The organism is Pseudomonas sp. BF-RE-22 (assembly GCF_019956155.1).
Classification (GTDB): Bacteria; Pseudomonadota; Gammaproteobacteria; order Pseudomonadales; family Pseudomonadaceae; genus Aquipseudomonas; species Aquipseudomonas migulae.
Map to the genome: position 1 here is coordinate 144,816 of NZ_JAHBDD010000055.1, position 23,396 is coordinate 168,211.

The following is a 23,396-nucleotide window of genomic DNA, read 5'->3' on the forward strand; positions in this document are numbered from 1 at the left end:
TGCCGGACGAGAATCAAAAAGTGATAGGGCTGGATGAAAATAATTTCGATTCAGCATTTTTTTGTGCGGCTGAAGGCCTCTTCGCGGGCAAGCCTCGCTCCTACAAAGGGCGGTGATTTCCTGTAGGAGCGAGCGGTGCGGCGATCCGACTTGCCCGCGAAGGCGTCGTGTCAGACACCGAAAAAATCAGGGCTTGGCATCAGCCTTCGCCACCGTCACCGTCACCCACCACGGTGTGTGCTGTTCGATCTGCACCGGCAGCGTCGGCAACAATGCGCTCAGCGCCAGGTCGGTGTCGTGCAGCGGGAAACTGCCGGTGATGCGCAGGTCGGCGATCTCGGGCGCTACGCCCAGATGCCCACGCCGATAACGACTGAGTTCGTGAACCAGGTCTTCCAGCCGTGCGTTGTCCACCACCAGCATGCCGCGGGTCCAGGCATCGGCGCCGAGGTTGAGCGCGATGATCGGCCCCAGGCCATTGTTGCGCATCAGCACTTGCTGGCCTTCGTGCAGGATCTGTTCTTCAGTGCTCGACTCGGGGTGGGCGGCCACGGCGGACTGCAACACGCTCAGGCGCGTGCCTTCTTCCTCGCGCTTGACCAGGAACCGCGTGCCCAGTGCGCGCATGCTGCCTTCGCGGGTTTCGACGATAAACGGCCGGGCGTCGCCATGACCGGTTTCGACGAGAATTTCCCCTTCCTGAAGAATCACCCGGCGCTGCTTCTCATCAAAACGCACATCCACGGCGCTGTGAGTGTTGAGGTTGATCAGCGTGCCGTCGCTCAGGCGCAGGGTGCGTTGCTCGCCGGTGGCGGTGCGTTGATCCGCCAGCCAATAGTCGACCGGCAGATAACGATCACCGGCAAACAGCGCCAGGCCAAGCACCGCAACGATGCTGGCCACGCCGCTGCCGAGTTTGCGCACCCGTCGGCGAATGCTTTCGCGCGATTGCAGCAACGCGGTGCGGGCCGGGCCGCTGGCCACGCTGAAACGCTGGTCGAGCATGCCCAACTGGCGCCAGGCGCGGGCGTGCTCTTCGTGGGCGGCGTGCCATTTGGCAAACTCCTCGCGCTCCACCGGGGTGCCGGAATCCAGCGACAATTGCCAGGCAATCGCCGCGTCCAGCACCTGTGCCGAGACTGGTTTGGAACTGACCGGGTTCACACCGGCTCACCGTACAGCGCGATGTAGCACTGACGAATGCCCTGAGCCAGGTACTGACGCACCCGCGGCACCGACACACCCAGGCGCTGGGCGATTTCTGCGTGGCCGAGGCCGTCCAGACGGTTGTAGAGGAACGCCGCCCGCGCCTTGCTCGACAGCTTGCCGAGCAGGCGGTCGATGTTTTTCAGGTCTTCGAGGATCATTTGCTGTTCTTCCACCGACGGTTGTTCGCCTTCAGGGATCAGCATCAGTTCGGTGAGGTAAGCCTGTTCCAGCGCAGCGCGGCGGAAATAGTCGAACAGCAGGCCCTTGGCAATCGCCACCAGAAACGCCCGCGGTTCGCGAGGTTCGTTCAGTTGATCACGGCCCAGCAAGCGCACGAAGGTGTCCTGACTCAGGTCTTCGGCCCGTTGCGGGCAGGCGACATTGCGTCGAAGCCAGGCCAATAGCCAACTGCGGTGGTCGCGATATAACGCACCGACGAGCTCACTGTGGGGGCTTTGGACTGACGACACGCAGCATCACCGATTGGGAAGTGTTAACTAACGAGAATTGTTCGCGATTGTGGCAGAGGCGGGAGAGGTAAGCAATTGGCCACTGGTCAGGTGGTTTTGGTGGGGGGCAGTTGGACCGTGTCATCGTTCTTCGCGGGCAAGCCTCGCTCCTACAGGATGGTGCGTTGCTCACGAACAACGTAAACCCTGTAGGAGCGAGGCTTGCCCGCGAAGGCGCCAGATCAGACGCCGCGAATTCAGAACGAAGGCGCCCGCTGCCTGCGCTTCCACTGACTCAACCGCTGTTGCAGATTCAACGGGCTATGAATCTGCTGCTGCCGCGCGCGGCTGAACAGGATCAGCGCCAGCTCGGCGGTCGCCAGCGCATCGGCACTGGCGTTGTGGCGTTCGAACACCTCGAGCTTGAACCAGTCGATCCACTCGTCCAGCCCCGCCTCGCGAATGTGCGCCTGGGGGCAGAGCAGGGGAGCGATATCTGCCACATCCAGAAACGGATGCTGCAACTTGTAGCCCAGATGATCTTTCAGTGCGCGGCCGAGCATGTGCTGATCAAACGGCGCATGAAACGCCAGCACCGGGCTGTCGCCCACAAACTCCATGAACTCGACCAACGCCTGCGCCGGATCACTGCCGGCAGCAATCGCGCTCGGACCCAAACCGTGAATCAACACGCTCGGCGCCACTTTCATGTCCGCGCATTGCAGGGTGCGTTCGAACTGCTGACTGAAGTCGATCGCCCCGTCCTCAATCACCACCGCCCCGATGGACAGCACCCGGTCCTTGTTCAGGTTCAACCCCGTGGTTTCTAGATCCAGCACCACCCAGCGCTGCTCGCGCAGGCTGCATTCTCTGAGCTCGGCCCGCGCCGGCAAGCGTTGCAGACGTTGCTGCAAGTCCCCGGACAGCATCGGCCCTGCCGGGCGCAGCCATGAAAACAGGCTCATAGCTGATACCGCAGGGTCAGGCTGCTTTGCAGGCGTTGGGCCTGGCGCAGGGATTCACGCAGGATGCGTCGGTCCAGATGATTGAGGCTGTCGGGATCGACCCGGTTGGAGTAGGGCAAATTCTCCCGGGTCTGTAGCTGATGTTGCTGCATGCGGGTTTGCTGAATGAAGTGATACGCCTCTTCGTACGCCGCACCGTCCTGTCGATCAATGACTTCTTTGTCGACCAACTGGCGAAAGCGCTCCAGCGTATTGTTCGCCTCGATGCCATGGGCCAAGGCCAACAGTCGGGCGCCGTCGACAAACGGGGTCAGGCCCTGGACTTTCAGGTCCAGCGTGGCTTTCTCGCCATTTTTGCGCGCCAGCACAAACTCGCGGAAACGCCCTACGGGTGGACGGTTGCGCAAGGCGTTCTCGGCCATCATTCGCTGGAACAATCGGTTGTCGGCAACCTGATCGAGAATCCCCCGACGCAACTGCTCGCAGCTTTGCTCGTCGCCCCAGACCACGCGCAGGTCGAAATAGATGCTCGAACCCAGCAGGTTTTCCGGCGTCGCCTCGCGAATAAACGCCGCAAAACGCCGCGCCCATTCGGCCCGGGACAAACACAGCTCGGGGTTGCCGGCCATGATGTTGCCTTTGCACAGGGTAAAACCGCAGAGCGCCAGGCTCTGGTTGATCTGCTGAGCGATGGGCAGCAACTTGCCGCGAATCTCGGCAGCGTGCGCGGCGTCCCGCGCTTCGAACAGAATGCCGTTGTCCTGGTCGGTATGCAGCGTCTGTTCGCGGCGGCCTTCGCTGCCGAAACACAACCAACTGAACGGCACGCCCGGGTCGCCTTTCTCGGCGAGGGTCAGTTCGATCACCCGGCACACGGTGTGATCGTTGAGCAGGGTGATGATGTGGGTGATCTGGGTCGAGGACGCACCGTGGGCCAGCATGCGCTCGACCAATTGACCGATCTCGCCGCGCAGCGCCACCAGGTTTTCCACGCGCTGGGCGCTGCGGATGGTTCGCGCCAGATGCACGAGGTCGACCCGTTGCAGGGAAAACAGGTCGCGCTCCGAGACAACGCCGCACAGACGCTGGTCCTTGACCAGGCAGACGTGGGCGATGTGCCGCTCGGTCATGGCAATCGCGGCATCGAAGGCGCTGTGGTCCGGCGTCAGGAAAAACGGCGCCTGGGTCATGTGTCGTTCGATGGCTTCGTTGAAGTCGTTGATGCCTTCGGCCACAACATGGCGCAAGTCGCGCAGAGTGAAAATACCCAACGGCGCCTTGTGTTCATCGACCACCACAATGCTGCCGACCTGCTGCTCGTGCATCAGGGTGACTGCTTCCCGCAGCGGCGTGGTCGGGCAGCACGTCACCGGGTGACGCATGGCCAGTTCGCCCAGACGGGTATTCAGCGAGTATTGGGTGCCGAGGGTTTCCACGGCTTTTTGCTGGACTTGCTGGTTGACCTGGTCCAGCAAACTGCTCACGCCGCGTAGGGCAAAGTCGCGAAACGCGTTGGAAAGTGCGAACAGTTTTATGAACGCCAGCTTGTTCAGCTGTAGGCAAAAGGTGTCTTCGGCGGCCAGATGTTCGGTGCGTGTCGCACGCTCACCCAGCAGCGCGGCGAGGGGGAAACATTCGCCGGTGGTGATTTCGAAGGTGGTTTCCGTGCCGCCCTTGGCCGTGTGGGGACGTTCACCCACGACCCGGCCCTGTTTGACGACGTAGAAATGCTCAACCGGGCCATCGGCGGGCTTGATGATGCTCTCGCCGGGGGCATAAAAACGTAGCTGACATTGTTCAACCAGGTACGCCAGGTGAGCGTGTTCCATTTGATTGAAGGGCGGGAAGCGCTGAAGGAATTGCAAAGTGCCCTGGATGTTCTGCAATACCGCGGTTTTCCCTGCCTGTGTGAAGGCGTCCGCTTTACTCATAACCATTACCGCAGTCTTTTATGAATTGTTGTTGTCGGGTGACTCAGTCATGGTCGGCCCCTGCGCGCAGGGTGCCCATTGGACGTAAGTCTAGGTCGGGCCTTGCGGCGATGAAATTTCGGAAATGCCTTACACAATCTTGGGAAGAACCTATCCTTCTCCCTATAGGAAATAAATCCGACGAAGTGCACATTGACGGCCCGCTTAGCGATGTCTCACCACTGTGCTAGGGAATGATATTGGAAACTTAGAGAAAACCATGTCCGACCACGATATTTTGAGTGACGCCGAGCGCGAGGCGCTGAGTGCCGTCATGCTGGAACCCGACTTGCCGCCGCAACGGGTGCTGATCGTCGATGACGATAAAGATGCGCGCGAGCTGTTGTCGGAGATTCTTGGTCTGGATGGTATTCGTTGCATGACCGCAGCCAGCGGTGAAACCGCGCTCAAGATGCTGGCGGAGAAACCATCGATAGGCCTGGTGATTACTGATCTGCGGATGGGCCATATGGATGGCCTGGATTTGATCCGCAAGGTGCGCGAGTCCGTTCGGGGCGCCATGCCGTTCATCATCGTTTCCGGCGATGCCGACGTGAAGGACGCGATTGCCGCCATGCATTTGAGCGTGGTGGATTTTTTGCTCAAGCCGATTGATAGCGCGAAACTGCTAAAGCTGGTCAAGCATGAGTTGGGGTTGGAGCCCTGATTCAAGCTATCTGTTGCCCATTTGATTGCCTTCGCGGGCAAGCCTCGCTCCTACAGGTCTGCGTATGACTCACGAATGACGCAATACCTGTAGGAGCGAGGCTTTCCCGCGAAGGCAACACCACTGATCTCAAGCAAACAAAAAAGGCATCAACGCTCGGTTACAGGCCATTGGCAGCCTTGAACTCGCGACGACGACGGTGCAGAACCGGCTCGGTGTAGCCGTTTGGCTGTTTGGTGCCTTCAACCACCAGTTCGACCGCCGCCTGGAAGGCGATGTTGCTGTCGAAGTTCGGTGCCAGCGGACGGTACAGCGCGTCGTTGGCGTTCTGACGGTCAACCACCGGCGCCATGCGCTTGAGGCTTTCCATCACTTGCGCTTCGGTGACGATGCCATGACGCAACCAGTTGGCGATGTGCTGGCTGGAGATACGCAGCGTGGCACGGTCTTCCATCAGGCCGATGTCATTGATGTCCGGCACTTTCGAGCAACCAACACCCTGGTCGATCCAGCGCACCACGTAACCGAGAATGCCCTGGGCGTTGTTGTCCAGTTCGTTCTTGATCTGTTCCGCGGTCCACTGCGGGTTGACCGCCAGCGGGATGGTCAGGATGTCATCCACCGAAGCGCGTGCACGTTTGGCCAGTTCGGCCTGACGGGCAAACACGTCGACCTTGTGGTAGTGCAGCGCGTGCAGCGCGGCAGCCGTTGGCGATGGCACCCATGCAGTGTTGGCGCCGGCCAATGGGTGAGCGATTTTCTGTTCAAGCATCGCCGCCATCAGGTCGGGCATCGCCCACATGCCTTTACCGATCTGTGCGCGACCTTGCAGGCCGGTGCTCAAACCGATATCGACGTTCCAGTTCTCGTAGGCGCCGATCCACTTTTCAGCCTTCATGTCGGCCTTGCGCACCATCGGGCCGGCTTCCATGGAGGTGTGGATCTCATCGCCCGTACGGTCGAGGAAACCGGTGTTGATGAACACCACGCGCTCGCTGGCGGCCTTGATGCAGGCCTTGAGGTTGACCGTGGTGCGGCGCTCCTCGTCCATGATCCCGACTTTCAGGGTGTTGCGCGGCAAGCCGAGCACGTCTTCGATGCGACCGAACAGCTCGTTGGTGAACGCAGCTTCTTCCGGACCGTGCATCTTCGGTTTCACGATGTAGACCGAACCGGTGCGGCTGTTCTTGCGCGAGCTGTTGCCGTTGAGGCTGTGGATCGCCGCCAGGCAGGTCACCAGGCCGTCGAGAATGCCTTCCGGCACTTCGTTGCCGTCTTTATCGAGGATCGCGTCGATGGTCATCAGGTGACCGACGTTGCGCACGAACAACAGCGAACGACCGTGCAGGCTCAGTTCCTTGCCATCAACACCGGTGTAGGTGCGGTCGGCGTTCATGGTGCGGGTAAAGGTTTTGCCACCCTTGGAGACTTCTTCCGACAGGTCGCCCTTCATCAGGCCGAGCCAGTTGCGGTAGATCACCACTTTGTCATCGGCATCGACAGCGGCGACGGAGTCTTCGCAGTCCATGATGGTGGTGAGTGCGGCTTCCATCAGGATGTCTTTGACGCCGGCAGCGTCGGTCTGGCCGACCGGAGTGCTGGCATCGACCTGGATTTCGAAATGCAGGCCGTTGTTTTTCAGCAGGATCGCGGTCGGTGCAGCGGCATCGCCGTGGAAACCGATCAGCTGAGCGTCGTTGCGCAGGCCGCTGTTGCTGCCGCCTTTAAGGGCGACCACCAGTTTGCCGCCGACGATCTTGTAGCCGATGGAGTCGACGTGCGAGCCGGCAGCCAATGGCGCCGCTTCGTCGAGGAAGGCGCGGGCGAAGGCGATCACCTTGTCGCCGCGAACCTTGTTGTAGCCTTTGCCTTTTTCCGCACCGTCAGCTTCGCTGATGGCGTCGGTGCCGTAGAGCGCGTCATACAGCGAACCCCAGCGGGCGTTCGAAGCATTGAGCGCGAAACGCGCATTCATCACCGGCACCACGAGCTGCGGGCCGGCCATGCGGGCGATTTCGTCATCGACGTTTTGCGTCGTTGCCTGGAAATCGGCCGCTTCTGGCAGCAGATAACCGATGTCTTGCAAGAAGGCCTTATAAGCCACAGCGTCGTGCGCCTGACCGGCACGGGATTGGTGCCAGCCGTCGATACGAGCCTGGAAATCATCGCGTTTGGCGAGTAGGGCTTTGTTCTTCGGCGCCAGGTCGTGAATGACCTTGTCGGCACCGGCCCAGAATTTATCGGCGGTGAGGCCGGTTCCGGGAATGGCTTCGTTGTTCACGAAGTCGAACAGGACTTTGGCGACCTGCAGGCCACCGACTTGAACGTGTTCAGTCATTGCTTGCCTCACTCTGCTCAGCTATTTCGCTTTTCAGCTCTTCAAATTAACAATGAAGCCTCTGGCTATTTAAACCACAAACCCCTTCCACCAGTACATGCCATTTCGGGCGGCTGGGATGGAACCGATCAACGGCGTTGAGGCCTTGCTGATAGGGCTTTCAGGGCTGCGACTGCGCCTGTGGCAGACATCGATCCAACGTTATGTAGTGCGCGCTGCGGCATACTACATGATGAATTGCGGTTGTGAAAATTAGACTAATTACGTCGTTCTGCGACCCCGTGACGCATTGCAGTCACGTCGGGGATAGGGATGTTCTCAAAAAAGTATGAGATTGTTCCAGTTAAATATAAGAAGTTGTACACGATTTGTATTTTGACCGGGGGAATGGTGTCGTCCCGTTCGCGGGCAAGCCTCGCTCCTACAGGGCTGCGTACGACCTGTAGGAGCGAGGCTTGCCCGCGAAGGCGTCGGCCGATTCAGCGCAGCAACATCCCTTGCCTATACTTCTCTTTCTACAACAAAAGAGGGCTGCGCCATGGACCACCTCGTACTCACTGTTTTCGCACCGGACAAACCTGGGCAGGTCGAGCGCATCGCCCAGTGCATTGCCGAGCACGGCGGCAACTGGCTGGAAAGCCGCATGTCACGCATGGCCGGGCAGTTTGCCGGGATTCTTCGGGTGGGCGTGCCGGCCGAGGCCTACGACGAATTGGTCGATGCCTTACAGGCGTTGTCCGTCCATGGCATTCGCGTGCTGATCGCCGAAAGCGGCATCGAACAATCCTGCACCTGGAAACCGATTGCCATGGAACTGGTCGGCAATGATCGTCCGGGGATCGTGCGGGACATCACGCGTCTGTTGAGTGAGCAAGGGGTCAACCTGGAGCGGCTGGTGACTGAAGTGCGTCCGGCACCTATGAGCAGCGAGCCGTTGTTCCACGCTGAAGCGATTCTTGCGGTGCCGCTGACCTTGTCGCTGGACGTGTTGCAGTCGCGCCTGGAAACCCTGGCGGACGATTTGATGGTGGAGTTGGTGTTGCGCAGCGACCCCTGACAGGGTTATCCAAGTTATACGTGCACCTGCCTGTGGATAACCTGTAGAGACAGCCCGCCAGCCCACGCCGGCCGGGCTTCTTCAAGATCTGATCAAAAAACCATCAGTTTCAACAAGTTGCGCACAAACGCCGGGGATCACGCTGTGGATAACCTTGGGAAGGATCGATGCAGGCCACGAGAGGCGTGGCCTGCAGAGGTTTGTATGATTTTTGATCAGCTGCGGCGGCGCAGACTTATCCACGCATCGATGCTGTAAACCGCCAGGCCTGCCCAGATAAAGATGAAGGCGACCAGTGTGCTGGACGACAGATGCTCGCCAAACAGCAGCACGGCTTGCAACAGCACCAATGTCGGCGCCAGGTACTGGAGAAATCCGAGTGTCGTGTAGGGCAAATGCCGTGCGGCGGCGTTGAAACACACCAGCGGCACCAGCGTTACCGGACCCGCGGCGACCAGCCACCAGGCTTCGGACGTGGTCCAGAATTCGGGTTGGGCGCTGACGGCCGTCTGATTGAAGAGCAGCCAGGCGATGGCAATCGGCACCAGCATCCAGGTTTCCACCACCAGGCCCGGCAGCGCCTTGACCGGCGCCTGCTTGCGGATCAATCCGTAGAAGCCGAACGTCAACGCCAGCACCAGCGACACCCACGGCAGACTGCCGACTTGCCACACCTGTTGCGCGACGCCGACCGCCGCCAGTCCCACGGCAATCCACTGCATACGCCGCAACCGTTCGCCAAGGATCAACATCCCCAGCAACACGTTCACCAGCGGATTGATGTAGTAACCGAGACTGGCCTCAAGCATGCGCCCGTTGTTCACCGACCAGACGTACGTCAGCCAGTTGGCCGCGATCAGCGTGCCGCTCAAGGCCAGGATCGCCAGCCGTTTCGGGTTGTCACGCAACTCGCGCCACCAGCCCGGATGCTTCCACACCATCAGCAGCAACGCGCCGAACAGCGCCGACCAGAGCACGCGATGGATGATGATCTCCACGGCGGGCACGTTGGCAATGGCCTTGAAGTAGAGCGGGAAAAGTCCCCAGATGATGTAGGCACTCAGGCCCAGGATGTACCCGCGACGGGGGTTGGCGGCTTGCATGCAGAATCCTTGCTTAGGCAGCTAACAAAGAGAGGATTGTATAGACATGTGTTTTTTTTTGTAGGAGCGAGGCTTGCCCGCGAAGAACGATTACGCGGTGTATCTGGCTAACCGCGTTATCGTTCTTCGCGGGCAAGCCTCGCTCCTACAAGGGTTAGAACAGTTTCAGGGGTTCTTCGTTGAGGGCGGCGAGTTGCTCGCGCAACGCCAACACCTGATCACCCCAATACCGCTCCGTCCCGAACCACGGAAAACTGTGCGGGAACGCCGGGTCATCCCAGCGGCGTGCCAGCCACGCGCTGTAATGCATCAGGCGCAGTGCGCGCAGCGGCTCGATCAGCGCCAGTTCCCGCGGGTCGAAATCGTGAAACTCGTTGTAGCCGTCCATCAATTCCGACAACTGCCCCAGACATTCCTGACGGTCGCCGGCGAGCATCATCCAGATGTCCTGCACCGCCGGGCCCATGCGGCAGTCATCCAGGTCGACGATGTGGAACATCTCGTCGCGGCACATCATGTTGCCGGGGTGGCAATCGCCGTGCATGCGGATGTTCTGGTGCGGCGTGGCGTTGTAGACCTCTTCCACACGCTTGAGCAGATCACGGGCGACAGACTCGTAGGCCGGCAGCAGGCTTTTGGGGATGAAATTGCCTTCGAGCAAGGTTGTCAGCGAGGCATGACCGAAGTTCTTCACGCCCAGGGCTTCACGGTGTTCGAACGGTTTGGTCGAGCCGACGGCGTGCAGGCGACCGAGCAGTTGGCCCAGCCGATACAACTGATCGAGATTGCCCGGCTCCGGTGCGCGGCCACCACGGCGGGGGAACAGGGTGAAACGGAAACCGTTGTGTTCGTGCAGGCTGGCACCGTTGTGAATCATTGGTGCCACCACCGGCACGTCGCACTCGGCGAGTTCGAAGGTGAACTGGTGTTCTTCGAGAATCGCTTCGTTGGTCCAGCGCTGCGGGCGGTAGAACTTGGCGATCAGCGGCTCGGAGTCTTCGATGCCGACCTGATAGACACGGTTCTCGTAGCTGTTGAGCGCCAGAACGCGCGCGTCGCTGAGAAAGCCGATGCTTTCGACGGCATCGAGCACGAGGTCTGGGGTGAGGGTTGCAAACGGGTGGGCCATGCTGACTCCTGCGCGCAGCAGGCTGCCGCGTCCGGCCAAGCATGGTAGCGCAGACGGGCTGTCTTTAGTGGTTGGGGTTGAGATGAGTGTTGTCAGGGCTGACGTCTTCGCGGGCAAGCCTCGCTCCTACATTTGGAATGCATTTCCCTGTAGGAGCGAGGCTTGCCCGCGAAGGCGGTTGATCAGGCGCCGACGATCCCGCCGTCCTCACGGGAAATCGCCATCACCGAAGACCGCGGCTTGCCGTTCGGCAGGTGCTCAGGGAACGTCGAACCACCGTTCTCCCCCGGATGCTGAATCCCGACAAACAAGGTCTTCTGATCCGGCGAGAAACTGATCCCCGTCACCTCGCAACCCACCGGCCCGACCATGAAGCGTCGGATCTCACCGGTCACCGGGTCGGCACAGAGCATCTGATTGTTGCCCATGCCGGCAAAATCACCGGCGTTGCTCGAATCGCCATCGGTCAGGATCCACAAGCGTCCGGCCTTGTCGAAACCCAGGCCGTCCGGGCTGTTGAACATGTTCTGCGGCGTGATGTTCGACGAACCGCCCTTCGGCGTGCCGGCGTGGACACCCGGGTTGCCGGCGACCACAAACAGATCCCAGGCAAAGCTTTTCGAGCCGTGATCATCACGGTCGGTGCGCCAGCGCAGAATCTGCCCGTAGACGTTCTTCTCGCGCGGGTTCGGCCCGCCCGCCGGTTGACCGTCTTCACCGCGCTTGGCGTTGTTGGTCAGCGTGCAATAGACCTGGCCGTCCTTGGGACTGACGACGATCCATTCCGGACGGTCCATGCGCGTGGCTTTCACCACCGTGGCGGCGAGGCGTGCATGAATCAGCACCTCGGCCTGATCGGCAAAACCGCTGCTGGCGTCGATGCCGTTTTTGCCGTGGGTCAGCTCGATCCACTCGCCCTGGCCTTTCGGGTGATCGGCATTGCCGTCGCCCGCGTCGAAACGCGCTACGTACAAGGTGCCGTGGTCCAGCAGGTCGCGGTTGGCTTTCGGGTTCTTGTGGTTGATCTTGTCGCGGCTGACGAACTTGTAGATGAACTCGCCGCGTTCGTCGTCGCCCATGTACACCACGGCGTGGCCGTCATGGGTTTCGGCCAGGGCCGCGTTTTCATGTTTGAAACGGCCCAGCGCGGTGCGCTTGACCGGTGTCGATGTCGGATCGAACGGGTCGATTTCCACCACCCAGCCATGACGGTTGAGTTCGTTGGGGTTCTTCGCTAGGTCGAAGCGCTCGTCGTGTTGATGCCAGTTGATCTCTTTACTGGTCGCCACCGCACCGTAGCGTTTTTGCGCGGCGTCGAATTTCTGCTCGGCATTGCTGCTGCCGAAGCAGTCGGTGAAGTTCTCTTCACAGGTCAGGTAGGTGCCCCACGGCGTCTTGCCGTTGGCGCAGTTCTGGAAGGTGCCGAGCACGTTCTTGCCGTGCGGGTCGGCGCTGGTTTTCACCAGCGCGTGGCCGGCAGCCGGGCCGCTGAGGCTGATCGGTGCGTTGCCGTGAATGCGGCGGTTGTAGCGCGAGCCCTGAACGAATTGCCAGTGGCCGTTCTTGCGCTGCACCTCGATCACCGACACGCCTTCGCAGGCCAGCGCCTTGCGCACCTCTTCGGCCGATTGCGGCATGCCGCCGTGCGGGTAAAGGTAGCGGTAGTTGGTGTATTCGTTGTTGATCGCCATCAGCGCCCGGTCTTTCTCACCCGGAAATTCGAACAGGCTCATGCCGTCGTTGTTGTCGCCGAACTGGACTTCCTGTTGCTCGGCGCTGCCGTTGCCGCTTGGATCAAATGCCGGACCGTTCTTTTGCAGCGGCTGGCCCCAGCTGATCAGCACCGAAGACTTGTAGCCCGGTGGCAGGGTGATTGCGTCGCTGGTGGCGGCGGGAATGCTGTCGAAACCCAACAGTTTGCTGGTGCCTGCGCTGACACTGGCCGCGAGCACGCTGCGGCTCAGCAGGTTGCCGCCGAGGAACATCGCGGCACCGCACAGGGCGCCCGCGCTGATGAAACCACGACGGCTGAGGCCGACCATTTGCTCGAGGTCGGTGGATTGGTTGTCTTCTAATAGGCTCACATCAGGCTCCCTGCTGGTTTTTGCAGTCACCTTAAAGCGCGTTAATGACGCTTGTGTTTCAGAGCGGTGTACCGAGCAGCACGTTGGAGGGGGAAAATTGCACCCGCAGCGCTTTGCCGGTGGCCAGACCGTGGGTTCGCAAGTGCAGCGGTTCGGCCAGCGCGCACAGCGTCTGGCCATTGGGCAGGCCGATGCGCACTTCACTCGGGCCGTCTTCGGCGTCGAGGATTTCTTCAAGGGTGCCGGTCAGGCAATTGTGTCCGGGCGTTGCCTCGTCATCGATACCCAACAGGTCGAGCCAGCCGGCCTTGATCAGGGCGACGACTTCGGTGCCGGTTTGCAGCTCCAGGCGCAGGGTGCTGTCGTGAGTGATCTGCGCCACGAGGATCAAGCCTTCAGCCAGTTCCAGGCGGATCAGGTCGTTGCGCCCCTGAGCTTCGATTTCCACGACCTTGCCGTGCAATTGATTGCGCGCGCTGGTTCTGAGCATCAGGCGGCCGAGCAGGTTGAGGTCGCTGGCGTCTTCGGCGGCTTCCAGCACCTGCGCCTGCAACGTTTGCAGCTTTTGATACAGGCGCAATACGCGCTCGCCTTCGCTGGACAGCTTGGCGCCACCGCCGCCCTTGCCGCCGACGCTGCGCTCCACCAGCGGTTTCTGCGCGAGGTTGTTCAGCTCGTCGATGGCATCCCATGCAGCTTTGTAACTCAGGCCCGCGCTTTTTGCGGCGCGAGTGATCGAGCCCTGTTCGGCGATGTGTTGCAGCAAGGCGATGCGCTGCGGGCGACGGACAATGTGCTGGGACAACAACGTAGGCAAGGACATGGCGAGACGCTTCAAGGCTGTGACGATGGAGAGGACGTTGGCGGCTTGGGGCGCGGGAGTCAAGTCAGCCACGATTCCTGTGGGAGCGAGCAGGCTCGCTCCCACAGGTTTTGTGCCAGGCATTAGTCAATTGGTGTCGCCGGGTTTTGGGGTGCGGGCCAGGCAGTAGACGTCGACTCGCGCGGCACCGGCGTCCATTAATAGACGAGCCAATGCCTGGGCCGTGGCGCTGGTGGTCAGTACGTCGTCGACCAGCGCCAGGTGACGGCCCTTGATCAGTGCTCCGGGCATCAGCGCGAAGGCGTGACGCAGGTTCTTCCTGCGCGCATCAGCCTTCAGCTCCTGTTGCGCGCTGGTGTCCTGAATCCGCTTGAGCAGCTGTTCGTCACAGTGGATATCCAGGGCGGCGCTCAACCAGCGGGCCAGCATCGCGGCCTGGTTGAAGCCCCGTTGGCGCAGACGTTTAGCGGCGAGCGGAACGGGGACCAACGCATCTGGCCGTTCCAACCCTTCATCGAAGCGATGTTGCAGGTATTGAGCAAGAAGTTCGGCGAGCAGGCGACCATACGGCCACTTCGCGTTGTGCTTGAATCGGGTGATCAGGCTGTCGACCGGAAAACCATAGGTCCACGGGGCAATGACTTGCTCGAAGGGCGGCGGTTGCTGCAAGCACGGGCCGCACGTCAGGCCCGCCGCAGGTAATGGCAGGGCGCAGGTCTGGCAGTGATCGCCGAGCCAGGGCAGCTCGGTTTCGCAGGCCATGCAGATCGGCGTGGCTTCTTCGGCTGTCTCGTCGCAGAGCAAACAGGATTGGTTGTTTTTTAACCAGATGTAAACCGGTCCTTCGTATCGTGGTTGACAGCGCATCGCTCTTCCTTAAATATGCCGAACATCCGTGTCGCGTCTGTGGGTATTCCGTCCCCCGACCGCTTGCCCAGCATAAAACAAAGGAAACGCCCATGAGCGCCAGCACCTCTGCAACCCTGCGTCATGACTGGTCTTTGGCCGAAGTCAAAGCACTCTTCGTTCAGCCATTCAATGACCTGCTGTTTCAGGCGCAGACCGTGCACCGCGCGCATTTCGACGCCAACCGCGTCCAGGTTTCCACGCTGCTCTCGATCAAGACCGGCGCCTGCCCGGAAGATTGCAAATATTGTCCGCAGTCCGGTCACTACAACACCGGCCTGGAAAAAGAAAAACTGATGGAAGTGCAGAAGGTCCTCGAAGAGGCCGCTCGCGCCAAGGCCATCGGTTCGACCCGTTTCTGCATGGGCGCGGCGTGGAAACACCCGTCGGCCAAAGACATGCCCTACGTGCTGAAGATGGTCGAAGGCGTGAAGGCCATGGGCCTGGAAACCTGCATGACCCTCGGTCGTCTGGACCAGGAGCAGACCGAAGCGCTGGCCAAGGCCGGCCTCGATTACTACAACCACAACCTCGACACTTCGCCGGATTTCTACACCAGCATCATCACCACCCGCACCTACAGCGAGCGCCTGCAAACCCTGGCCTACGTGCGTGATTCGGGGATGAAGATCTGCTCCGGCGGCATCCTCGGCATGGGCGAGTCCCTCGATGACCGCGCCAACCTGCTGATCCAGCTGGCCAACCTGCCGGAGCATCCGGAATCGGTGCCGATCAACATGCTGGTGAAAGTCGCCGGTACGCCGCTGGAAAACGCCGAAGACATCGATCCGTTCGACTTCATCCGCATGCTCGCCGTAGCGCGGATCCTGATGCCGAAGTCCCACGTGCGCCTGTCCGCCGGCCGTGAAGCGATGAACGAGCAGATGCAGGCCCTGGCGTTCTTCGCCGGTGCGAACTCGATTTTCTACGGCGACAAATTGCTGACCACCGCCAACCCGCAGGCCGACAAGGACATGCAACTGTTCTCGCGCCTCGGCATCCTGCCGGAAGCGCGCGAAGAGCACGCCGACGAAGTGCATCAGGCCGCCATCGAGCAGGCGCTGGTGGAGCAGAAGAGCAGCGAGCAGTTCTACAACGCTGCCGTCTAACCAACGCGAAACCCTGTAGGAGCGAGGCTTGCCCGCGAAAGAGTCACTGCGGTCGCTCAGTCAGGCCGCGGCGTTCCCTTCGCGGGCAAGCCTCGCTCCTACAGGTTATGTTTGTTTTCCTTACTTGCGAGGCCTGCATGTCTTTCGATCTCGCCGCACGCCTTGCTGCCCGTCGTGCCGAAAATCTCTATCGCCAACGCCCCTTGCTCGAAAGCCCCCAGGGCCCGGAAGTGGTGGTCGATGGCCAGCCGTTGCTGGCGTTCTGTAACAACGATTACCTGGGCCTGGCCAATCATCCGCAAGTGATCGAGGCCTGGCGCGCCGGGGCGTCTCGATGGGGCGTCGGCGGCGGCGCTTCGCATTTGGTCATCGGCCACAGCACGCCACATCACGAGCTGGAAGAAGCGCTGGCTGACTTGACCGGCCGCCCGCGCGCGTTGCTGTTCACCACCGGCTACATGGCCAACCTCGGTGCGGTCACCGCGTTGGTCGGGCAGGGCGATACAGTGCTCGAAGACCGCCTCAATCACGCCTCGTTGCTCGATGCCGGTTTGTTGTCCGGCGCGCGTTTCAATCGTTATCTGCACAACGATGCAGCGAGCCTGGCCAATCGTCTCGAGAAAGCCACCGGCAATACGCTGGTGGTCACCGACGGTGTGTTCAGCATGGACGGCGATATCGCCGACTTGCCAGCGTTGGCCCGAGAAGCCAAGGCCAAAGGTGCGTGGCTGATGGTGGATGACGCGCACGGTTTTGGTCCGCTGGGTGCCAATGGCGGCGGGATCGTCGAGCATTTCGGCCTGAGCCAGGAAGACGTGCCTGTGCTGGTCGGCACCCTCGGCAAGGCGTTCGGGACGGCGGGCGCGTTCGTCGCCGGCAGCGAAGAGCTGATTGAGAGTCTGATCCAGTTCGCCCGTCCCTACATTTACACCACCAGCCAACCGCCGGCCCTGGCCTGCGCGACGCTGAAAAGCCTGGAATTGCTGCGCAGCGAACACTGGCGGCGTGAGCATCTGAAAACGCTGATCCGTCAGTTCCGCCACGGCGCCGAGCAGATCGGCCTGGAGTTGATGGACAGCTTCACGCCCATTCAACCGATCATGATCGGCGACGCCGGGCGTGCGGTGCGACTGTCGCAGATGCTGCGCGAACGCGGCTTGATGGTCACGGCGATTCGTCCGCCGACTGTGCCCGCCGGCAGCGCCCGTCTTCGGGTAACCCTGACCGCCGCGCACAGCGAGGCGCAGGTGCAGCTATTGTTAAATGGACTGGCCGATTGTTTTCAACAACTGGGACCGGAGCCAAGCCATGCGTAATCGCCTGATTCTGCTGCCCGGCTGGGGTCTCGGGATTTCTCCGCTGGAACCCTTGGCGGCTGCGTTGCAGGGGCTGGACGAACACCTGCGCGTCGAGATTGAGCCGTTGCCGGATTTGGAATCCAGCGACCTTGAAGAATGGCTCGACGAACTCGACTCGGCCGTGCCTCAGGATGTGTGGCTTGGCGGCTGGTCGCTCGGCGGCATGCTTGCCTCCGAGTTGGCGGCGCGACGCGGTGATCGTTGCTGCGGCTTGCTGACCCTGGCGAGCAATCCTTCTTTTGTTGCCCATGAACAGTGGCCGAGCGCGATGCCCGGCGAGACGTTTGATGCGTTTCTGGCAGGCTGCAATGCCGATCCGCGCATGACCTTGAAACGCTTTTCGCTGCTGTGCGCGCAAGGCGCCGAAGACCCGCGCGGGTTGTCGCGGCTGCTGCTCGGTGGTGCGCCAAACGCCTCTGCTGCGGTGTTGATGAGCGGCCTGGAGTTGCTGGCACAACTGGATACCCGTCAGGCATTGCAGGCCTTTCGCGGCCCGCAGTTGCACCTGTTCGCCGGCCTCGACGGACTGGTTCCGGCCGAAGCGGCGGGGGACTTGCTGGCGTTGCTGCCGGATGTCGAAATCGGTCTGATTGAACAGGCCAGCCACGCGTTTCTTCTGGAAGACCCTCACGGTGTGGCGGGGGCGATCCAGGCCTTTTTGCATGAGTCCGGTGATGACTGATTTATCCCTTCCCAGCCTGCCCGGCGGCCTGCCGGACAAACGCCAGGTGGCGGCGTCCTTTTCCCGCGCGGCGGCCAGCTATGACAGCGTGGCCGAATTGCAGCGTGACGTCGGCAGCCAGTTGTTGAGCCGTTTGCCGGGCGATTTCGTGCCCGGTCGCTGGCTGGACCTGGGCTGTGGCACCGGGCATTTCAGTCGTGTGCTGGGTGAGCGTTTTCCTGGCGGTCACGGCGTGGCGCTGGACATCGCCGAAGGCATGCTCAATCACGCGCGCCCATTGGGCGGGGCCACGCACTTCATCGCCGGGGATGCAGAGCGGTTGCCATTGCAGGATTCGACTTGTGATCTGATCTTCTCCAGCCTGGCGGTGCAATGGTGCGCGGACTTCGCGTCGGTGCTCAGTGAAGCCCATCGCGTGCTGAAACCCGGTGGAATGTTTGCGTTTGCTAGTCTGTGCGTGGGCACACTGTTTGAGCTGCGAGACAGTTGGCGTCAGGTGGATGGCATGGTGCACGTCAACCGCTTCCGCGAGTTCGGGGTTTATCAACACCTGTGTGCGGCCAGCGGTTTGAAGGTCGCGAGTCTGCAAACCCGTCCTCACGTGCTGCATTACCCGGATGTGCGCAGCCTGACTCATGAACTCAAGGCGCTGGGCGCGCACAATCTGAACCCCGGTCGGCCGGGTGGTTTGACCGGCAGGGCGCGGATCCTCGGCCTGGTCGAGGCGTATGAGCAGTTTCGTCAGGCCCAAGGCCTGCCGGCGACTTATCAAGTGGTGTACGCCGTTTTGGAGAAACCCTTATGAGCGCAGCGTATTTCATCACCGGGACTGACACCGATGTCGGCAAGACCACCGTGGCTGCGGGTTTGCTGTATGCCGCGCGGTTGGCCGGCCTGAGTACGGCGGCGGGAAAACCGGTGGCCTCCGGTTGCGACGTGACGCCCAAGGGCTTGCGCAACGCCGATGCGTTGGCGCTGCTGGCGGAATGTTCGGTGCCGCTGACGTATGCACAGGTCAATCCGGTGGCCTTCGAACCGGCCATCGCTCCGCATCTGGCGGCGCGCGAGGCCGGCGTCGCGTTGACGGTGCAATCGTTGCTGACGCCAATGCAGCAGATTCTGGAGATGCAGGCAGATTTCACTCTCATCGAAGGCGCTGGCGGCTGGCGCGTGCCGCTGGCGGATCAGGACAACCTGTCGGACCTGGCCATGGCGCTGGGTTTGCCGGTGATTCTGGTGGTCGGCGTACGGCTGGGCTGCATCAACCATGCGCTGCTGACGGCTGAGGCGATTGCCCGTGACGGTTTGCAATTGGCGGGTTGGGTGGCCAACATCATCGATGCCAAAACTGCGCGCCTTGAAGAAAACCTGGCCACGCTGGCCGAGCGGATCCCCGCGCCGTGCCTGGGGCGTGTGCCGAAACTCAAGTTGGTGACCGCAGAGGCGGTGGCGGAACACCTTCAGCTGGATTTGCTGGACTGAAGTCTCAAGCACTGGTTTTACCTATGACAAGGCACTGTGCCATTAGTGTTTTTGTCGGGCCTTTTGCAGGCGGGTCTGGTTCAATGGCCGCTGTTGATCCTTTGTAGGACGAGTTCTCCCATGGAAATCTCAGGAAGTACCGCTTTTTATGCTGGTCTGAGCACTATTCAGACGGGGCAGAACCGTGTCGATCAAGCCTCCGGCCAGATTGCCAACAATTCGGTCGAGCGTTCGGTGACCAGTCAGTCCTCCGATGCTCAGGTCAATCGCCTGCGCTCGGTTGATCGCAGCCAGCAGTCGGACCTCGCCAGCAACATGGTCGAGATGGCTCAGGGCAAGTTTCAGGTCGAGGCCGGTGTCAAAGTTGCCAAAGCTTCCGATGAAATGCTCGGTACACTGATCGACACATTCGCTTGATCATCTGCTGAAACCGCTCTGCCAACGCCGCGACCCTTCGCGGCGTTTTTGTGTGTAAGTCCTTCTCTCCCAACTAAACTTTTCTGCAGGACGTGTTGCTCAGTCAACGGCGTTGCGTTGTCGCGTGTGCAGCTTTGCGCGGGGAGTGAAGACGAACGGCAAAAGATCGGCGCTTGACAAGATTTGGGCGTAAACGTATGTTTCAAACAACTGTTTGACCGTCACAACAAATCAACGCGGTCGTTCATTCCCGGTTACATCAGCAGAGGTTTATCGCTATGCCTGACTACAAGGCCCCCTTGCGTGATATTCGCTTCGTTCGTGACGAACTGCTCGGCTACGAAGCGCACTATCAGAGCCTTCCGGCTTGCTCGGACGCAACTCCGGACATGGTTGACGCCATTCTCGAAGAAGGCGCCAAGTTTTGTGAGCAGGTACTGGCTCCGCTGAACCGCGTGGGTGACACCGAAGGCTGCACCTGGAGCGAGTCCGGCGTTAAAACCCCGACCGGCTTCAAAGAAGCCTACAAGCAATTCGTTGAAGGCGGCTGGCCAAGCCTGGCCCACGACGTAGAGCACGGCGGCCAGGGCCTGCCGGAGTCTCTGGGTCTGGCAGTCAGCGAAATGGTTGGCGAAGCCAACTGGTCGTGGGGCATGTACCCGGGCCTGTCGCACGGCGCGATGAACACCATTTCCGAGCACGGCACGCCTGAGCAGCAACACGCCTACCTGACCAAACTGGTCTCCGGCGAATGGACTGGCACCATGTGCCTGACCGAACCGCACTGCGGCACCGACCTGGGCATGCTGCGCACCAAGGCCGAACCTCAGGCCGACGGTTCCTACAAAGTCTCCGGCACCAAGATCTTCATCTCGGCCGGTGAACACGACATGGCCGATAACATCGTCCACATCGTGCTGGCTCGCCTGCCGGATGCACCGGCTGGCACCAAAGGCATCTCGCTGTTCATCGTTCCGAAATTCATGCCGAACGAAGACGGTTCGATCGGTGCGCGCAACGCCGTGTCCTGTGGTTCCCTGGAACACAAAATGGGCATCCACGGCAACGCCACCTGCGTGATGAACTTCGACGCGGCCACCGGTTTCCTGATCGGCCCGGCGAACAAAGGCCTGAACTGCATGTTCACCTTTATGAACACCGCACGTCTGGGCACCGCGCTGCAAGGCCTGGCCCACGCCGAAATCGGTTTCCAGGGCGGCCTGAAATACGCTCGCGATCGTCTGCAAATGCGCTCCCTGACTGGCCCGAAAGCGCCGGAAAAAGCCGCCGACCCGATCATCGTGCATCCTGACGTTCGTCGCATGCTGTTGACCATGAAAGCGTTCGCCGAAGGCAACCGCGCAATGGTTTACTTCACCGCCAAGCAAGTCGACATCGTCAAGTACGGCGTGGACGAAGAAGAGAAGAAGAAAGCCGACGCACTGCTGGCGTTCATGACGCCAATCGCCAAAGCCTTCATGACCGAAGTCGGTTTCGAATCCGCCAACCACGGCGTGCAAATCTACGGCGGCCACGGCTTCATCGCCGAGTGGGGCATGGAGCAGAACGTTCGCGACAGCCGCATTTCGATGCTGTACGAAGGCACCACCGGCATCCAGGCACTCGACCTGCTCGGCCGCAAAGTGTTGATGACTCAAGGCGAGGCCCTGAAAGGCTTCACCAAGATCGTCCACAAGTTCTGCCAGACCAACGAAGGCAACGAAGCCGTTCAGGAATTCGTCGCACCGCTGGCTGCAATCAACAAAGAATGGGGCGAGCTGACCATGAAGGTCGGTATGGCAGCCATGAAAGACCGCGAAGAAGTCGGCGCGGCTTCCGTGGACTACCTGATGTACTCCGGTTACGCCTGCCTGGCCTACTTCTGGGCTGACATGGCACGTCTGGCGGCCGAGAAACTGGCAGCCGGCACCACCGAAACGGCGTTCTACACCGCCAAGCTGCAGACTGCGCGCTTCTACTTCCAGCGCATCCTGCCGCGTACCCGCACTCACGTTGCAACCATGCTGTCGGGCGCCAACAACCTGATGGACATGAAAGAAGAAGACTTCGCACTGGGCTACTAAGCCTTAACGCAGCCTACTAAATAAACCGCTGCTCCTTCGGGAGTGGCGGTTTTTTTTCAACTCGACTTTGGTGAAAAAAACCACGGTCGGGGGCAGTTCTCCCGTCTTTTGTAACGACCTTTGATGGGGGAACCGTGCATTGCTGGTTGGCCGGATAGTAGTCAGTAATGCGGCGTCAAAAAAACCTTAGCAAATCACTCAGAAAATCAGGGTCACTGCCGTTAAAGTAGTGGGCACAATGCCATCTATAGACATGACGGGTCGGAGCTTTACCCTTGCCGCGTTCTTCCGCTGTACGTTTCAGTCATTTCCTACCCTCACTTCTGCTTTTGCTTGCGGGGCTGGCGGCTGCGTACGTCAAGGACCTGAACGTCTTCTTCACTTCGCTGTTCAACGTGCTGCCTACGTTGGTGCTGTTGCTCGGCGGCGCTTATTGCGCGGTTTACCGACGTCAGCGTGAACTGTTTCTGATGGTCACGGTGTACATCGCCTACTACCTGCTCGACACCCAGACCGACTATTACCGCGACAACGGCAGAGTGCGTGAAGACGCCGCCGTGGTCTTTCACCTGTGCTGTCTGTTGCTGCCGCTGATGTTTGGCATATTCGCCGCGTGGCAGGAACGCACCCATCTGTTTCAGGACATGATCGCGCGTTTCGCAGTGTTGCTGGCCGTCGGCAGCGTGGCGTTGGGCCTGGAGCAAAGTTACCCACAGGCGCTGTTGATGTGGCTGTCGGAAATCCGCTGGCCAGCCCTGCATGGCGCGTGGATGAGCCTGATTCAGCTGTCCTACCCCGTGTTTATCGCCTCGTTCCTGCTGCTGAGCTGGCAATACTGGCGCAACCCCAGGCCTTTGCACGCCGCCCAACTGGTGGGTTTGCTCGGGCTGTTCTGGGCGTTGCCGAAGACGTTCATCCTGCCGTTCACCCTGAACATCATGTGCAGCCAGGTGATGTTGATGATTGCCGCGGCGGTTGCCCATGAAGCCTATCAAATGGCCTTCCGCGATGAGCTCACCGGTTTGCCTGGCCGCCGCGCGTTGAACGAACGCATGCAGCGCCTGGGGCGCAATTACGTGCTGGCCATGAGCGACGTCGACCACTTCAAGAAATTCAACGACACCCACGGCCACGACGTCGGCGATCAGGTGCTGCGGCTGGTAGCCAGCAAACTGTCGAAAATCGGCGGCGGCGGTAGGGCGTATCGTTACGGCGGTGAGGAATTTGCGCTGGTGTTCGCGGGCAAGACGCTTGAAGAGTGCATGCCGCACCTGGAAGTCATCCGCGAATCCATCGCCACCTACAACATTCAACTGCGTAACCAGGACAACCGTCCTCAGGATGACCAGCAAGGTCGTCAGCGTCGTGCCGGATCAGGGGCTTCGAGTGTGTCGGTCACCGTCAGCATCGGCGTCGCCGAACGCGTGGAACAGCGCAACCCGGAAAAAGTGCTCAAATCTGCCGATGAGGCGCTCTACGCCGCGAAAGGCGCCGGGCGAAACTGCGTGGTGGCTTACGGTCAGAACCGTCGTGGTGCGGTGCGCGAGGCTGCTGCGGGTTGAGT

At 60.7% G+C, this 23,396-nt stretch carries 20 protein-coding genes; 10 read left to right on the forward strand and 10 right to left on the reverse strand.

Features of this window, described 5'->3' with window-relative positions; translation table 11 throughout:
* Positions 1 to 186 precede the first annotated feature (186 nt).
* The 4 genes from KGA82_RS23280 to KGA82_RS23295 form a co-directional block, all read right to left on the reverse strand.
* Positions 187 to 1,164 (reverse strand): FecR domain-containing protein, encoded by a 978-nt coding sequence (locus KGA82_RS23280; protein WP_223452618.1) that lies wholly within the window; start codon positions 1,162 to 1,164, stop codon positions 187 to 189.
* The gene (locus tag KGA82_RS23285) at positions 1,161 to 1,679 is read right to left on the reverse strand and encodes an RNA polymerase sigma factor (protein ID WP_032829214.1); all 519 of its coding nucleotides are present in this window, start codon (positions 1,677 to 1,679) and stop codon (positions 1,161 to 1,163) included. The genes KGA82_RS23280 and KGA82_RS23285 overlap by 4 nt, the downstream gene beginning before the upstream one ends.
* Before the next feature lie 236 nt (positions 1,680 to 1,915).
* Positions 1,916 to 2,623 (reverse strand): PolC-type DNA polymerase III, encoded by a 708-nt coding sequence (locus KGA82_RS23290; RefSeq protein WP_008045145.1) that lies wholly within the window; start codon positions 2,621 to 2,623, stop codon positions 1,916 to 1,918.
* Positions 2,620 to 4,560, reverse strand: a complete 1,941-nt coding sequence (locus KGA82_RS23295) for a putative nucleotidyltransferase substrate binding domain-containing protein (RefSeq protein ID WP_223452619.1) — start codon at positions 4,558 to 4,560, stop codon at positions 2,620 to 2,622. Before KGA82_RS23295 ends, KGA82_RS23290 begins: the two co-directional genes overlap by 4 nt.
* 253 nt (positions 4,561 to 4,813) lie before the next feature.
* Between KGA82_RS23295 and KGA82_RS23300 the strand changes: the two genes are divergently transcribed.
* Positions 4,814 to 5,260 (forward strand): response regulator, encoded by a 447-nt coding sequence (locus tag KGA82_RS23300; protein ID WP_223452620.1) that lies wholly within the window; start codon positions 4,814 to 4,816, stop codon positions 5,258 to 5,260.
* A gap of 160 nt (positions 5,261 to 5,420) precedes the next feature.
* Here the strand turns inward: KGA82_RS23300 and KGA82_RS23305 are convergent, their stop codons facing one another.
* Complete coding sequence (locus KGA82_RS23305; protein ID WP_008045142.1) at positions 5,421 to 7,598, reverse strand: malate synthase G; 2,178 nt, start codon at positions 7,596 to 7,598, stop codon at positions 5,421 to 5,423.
* 538 nt (positions 7,599 to 8,136) lie between these two features.
* Between KGA82_RS23305 and KGA82_RS23310 the strand changes: the two genes are divergently transcribed.
* Positions 8,137 to 8,655 carry a glycine cleavage system protein R gene (locus tag KGA82_RS23310; protein WP_008045141.1) on the forward strand — a complete coding sequence of 173 codons (519 nt, stop codon included), beginning with the start codon at positions 8,137 to 8,139 and terminating at the stop codon, positions 8,653 to 8,655.
* A 215-nt stretch (positions 8,656 to 8,870) separates the two neighbouring features.
* Here the strand turns inward: KGA82_RS23310 and rarD are convergent, their stop codons facing one another.
* The 5 genes from rarD to KGA82_RS23335 form a co-directional block, all read right to left on the reverse strand.
* A complete protein-coding gene (gene rarD, locus KGA82_RS23315; RefSeq protein WP_192227612.1) occupies positions 8,871 to 9,758 on the reverse strand; it encodes an EamA family transporter RarD in 888 nt (295 codons plus the stop codon).
* A gap of 154 nt (positions 9,759 to 9,912) precedes the next feature.
* Positions 9,913 to 10,887, reverse strand: a complete 975-nt coding sequence (locus KGA82_RS23320; RefSeq protein WP_008034976.1) for a serine/threonine protein kinase — start codon at positions 10,885 to 10,887, stop codon at positions 9,913 to 9,915.
* 182 nt (positions 10,888 to 11,069) lie between these two features.
* On the reverse strand, positions 11,070 to 12,971 hold the full coding sequence (locus KGA82_RS23325; RefSeq protein WP_223452621.1) for a PhoX family protein: 1,902 nt from the start codon (positions 12,969 to 12,971) through the stop codon (positions 11,070 to 11,072).
* Positions 12,972 to 13,029: 58 nt separating this feature from the next.
* Positions 13,030 to 13,794, reverse strand: a complete 765-nt coding sequence (locus tag KGA82_RS23330) for a TOBE domain-containing protein (protein WP_223452653.1) — start codon at positions 13,792 to 13,794, stop codon at positions 13,030 to 13,032.
* A 126-nt stretch (positions 13,795 to 13,920) separates the two neighbouring features.
* Complete coding sequence (locus KGA82_RS23335; protein WP_223452622.1) at positions 13,921 to 14,661, reverse strand: ComF family protein; 741 nt, start codon at positions 14,659 to 14,661, stop codon at positions 13,921 to 13,923.
* A gap of 92 nt (positions 14,662 to 14,753) precedes the next feature.
* Between KGA82_RS23335 and bioB the strand changes: the two genes are divergently transcribed.
* The 8 genes from bioB to KGA82_RS23375 all read left to right on the forward strand — a co-directional run bounded on the left by bioB (position 14,754) and on the right by KGA82_RS23375 (position 23,394).
* Positions 14,754 to 15,809 carry a biotin synthase BioB gene (bioB, locus tag KGA82_RS23340; RefSeq protein ID WP_008024223.1) on the forward strand — a complete coding sequence of 352 codons (1,056 nt, stop codon included), beginning with the start codon at positions 14,754 to 14,756 and terminating at the stop codon, positions 15,807 to 15,809.
* 137 nt (positions 15,810 to 15,946) lie between these two features.
* Complete coding sequence (gene bioF / locus KGA82_RS23345) at positions 15,947 to 17,125, forward strand: 8-amino-7-oxononanoate synthase (RefSeq protein WP_192416798.1); 1,179 nt, start codon at positions 15,947 to 15,949, stop codon at positions 17,123 to 17,125.
* The gene (locus tag KGA82_RS23350) at positions 17,118 to 17,849 is read left to right on the forward strand and encodes an alpha/beta fold hydrolase (protein ID WP_223452623.1); all 732 of its coding nucleotides are present in this window, start codon (positions 17,118 to 17,120) and stop codon (positions 17,847 to 17,849) included. Before bioF ends, KGA82_RS23350 begins: the two co-directional genes overlap by 8 nt.
* Positions 17,842 to 18,654 (forward strand): malonyl-ACP O-methyltransferase BioC, encoded by an 813-nt coding sequence (bioC, locus tag KGA82_RS23355; RefSeq protein ID WP_223452624.1) that lies wholly within the window; start codon positions 17,842 to 17,844, stop codon positions 18,652 to 18,654. Before KGA82_RS23350 ends, bioC begins: the two co-directional genes overlap by 8 nt.
* Positions 18,651 to 19,331: a dethiobiotin synthase gene (gene bioD, locus KGA82_RS23360; RefSeq protein WP_223436259.1), complete on the forward strand. Its 681-nt coding sequence runs from the start codon at positions 18,651 to 18,653 to the stop codon at positions 19,329 to 19,331. The genes bioC and bioD overlap by 4 nt, the downstream gene beginning before the upstream one ends.
* A 120-nt stretch (positions 19,332 to 19,451) precedes the next feature.
* Positions 19,452 to 19,748, forward strand: coding sequence for a hypothetical protein (locus tag KGA82_RS23365; RefSeq protein WP_008024213.1), 297 nt, complete (start codon positions 19,452 to 19,454; stop codon positions 19,746 to 19,748).
* Between the two features lie 278 nt (positions 19,749 to 20,026).
* Positions 20,027 to 21,832 (forward strand): phenylacyl-CoA dehydrogenase, encoded by a 1,806-nt coding sequence (locus KGA82_RS23370; protein WP_008024212.1) that lies wholly within the window; start codon positions 20,027 to 20,029, stop codon positions 21,830 to 21,832.
* 275 nt (positions 21,833 to 22,107) lie between these two features.
* Positions 22,108 to 23,394, forward strand: a complete 1,287-nt coding sequence (locus KGA82_RS23375) for a GGDEF domain-containing protein (protein ID WP_008035909.1) — start codon at positions 22,108 to 22,110, stop codon at positions 23,392 to 23,394.
* The last annotated feature ends 2 nt before the right edge of the window (positions 23,395 to 23,396 follow it).

Excerpts from the sequence above, each read along its gene's own strand:
- KGA82_RS23290 (WP_008045145.1), bottom strand. The coding sequence starts at position 2,623 with ATGAGCCTGTTTTCATGGCTGCGCCCGGCAGGGCCGATGCTGTCCGGG.
- KGA82_RS23310 (WP_008045141.1), top strand. The coding sequence starts at position 8,137 with ATGGACCACCTCGTACTCACTGTTTTCGCACCGGACAAACCTGGGCAG.
- KGA82_RS23350 (WP_223452623.1), top strand. The coding sequence starts at position 17,118 with ATGCGTAATCGCCTGATTCTGCTGCCCGGCTGGGGTCTCGGGATTTCT.
- bioC (WP_223452624.1), top strand. The coding sequence starts at position 17,842 with ATGACTGATTTATCCCTTCCCAGCCTGCCCGGCGGCCTGCCGGACAAA.
- KGA82_RS23330 (WP_223452653.1), bottom strand. The coding sequence starts at position 13,794 with ATGTCCTTGCCTACGTTGTTGTCCCAGCACATTGTCCGTCGCCCGCAG.
- KGA82_RS23335 (WP_223452622.1), bottom strand. The coding sequence starts at position 14,661 with ATGCGCTGTCAACCACGATACGAAGGACCGGTTTACATCTGGTTAAAA.
- bioD (WP_223436259.1), top strand. The coding sequence starts at position 18,651 with ATGAGCGCAGCGTATTTCATCACCGGGACTGACACCGATGTCGGCAAG.
- bioF (WP_192416798.1), top strand. The coding sequence starts at position 15,947 with ATGTCTTTCGATCTCGCCGCACGCCTTGCTGCCCGTCGTGCCGAAAAT.
- bioB (WP_008024223.1), top strand. The coding sequence starts at position 14,754 with ATGAGCGCCAGCACCTCTGCAACCCTGCGTCATGACTGGTCTTTGGCC.
- KGA82_RS23305 (WP_008045142.1), bottom strand. The coding sequence starts at position 7,598 with ATGACTGAACACGTTCAAGTCGGTGGCCTGCAGGTCGCCAAAGTCCTG.
- rarD (WP_192227612.1), bottom strand. The coding sequence starts at position 9,758 with ATGCAAGCCGCCAACCCCCGTCGCGGGTACATCCTGGGCCTGAGTGCC.
- KGA82_RS23370 (WP_008024212.1), top strand. The coding sequence starts at position 20,027 with ATGCCTGACTACAAGGCCCCCTTGCGTGATATTCGCTTCGTTCGTGAC.
- KGA82_RS23295 (WP_223452619.1), bottom strand. The coding sequence starts at position 4,560 with ATGGTTATGAGTAAAGCGGACGCCTTCACACAGGCAGGGAAAACCGCG.
- KGA82_RS23320 (WP_008034976.1), bottom strand. The coding sequence starts at position 10,887 with ATGGCCCACCCGTTTGCAACCCTCACCCCAGACCTCGTGCTCGATGCC.
- KGA82_RS23365 (WP_008024213.1), top strand. The coding sequence starts at position 19,452 with ATGGAAATCTCAGGAAGTACCGCTTTTTATGCTGGTCTGAGCACTATT.
- KGA82_RS23300 (WP_223452620.1), top strand. The coding sequence starts at position 4,814 with ATGTCCGACCACGATATTTTGAGTGACGCCGAGCGCGAGGCGCTGAGT.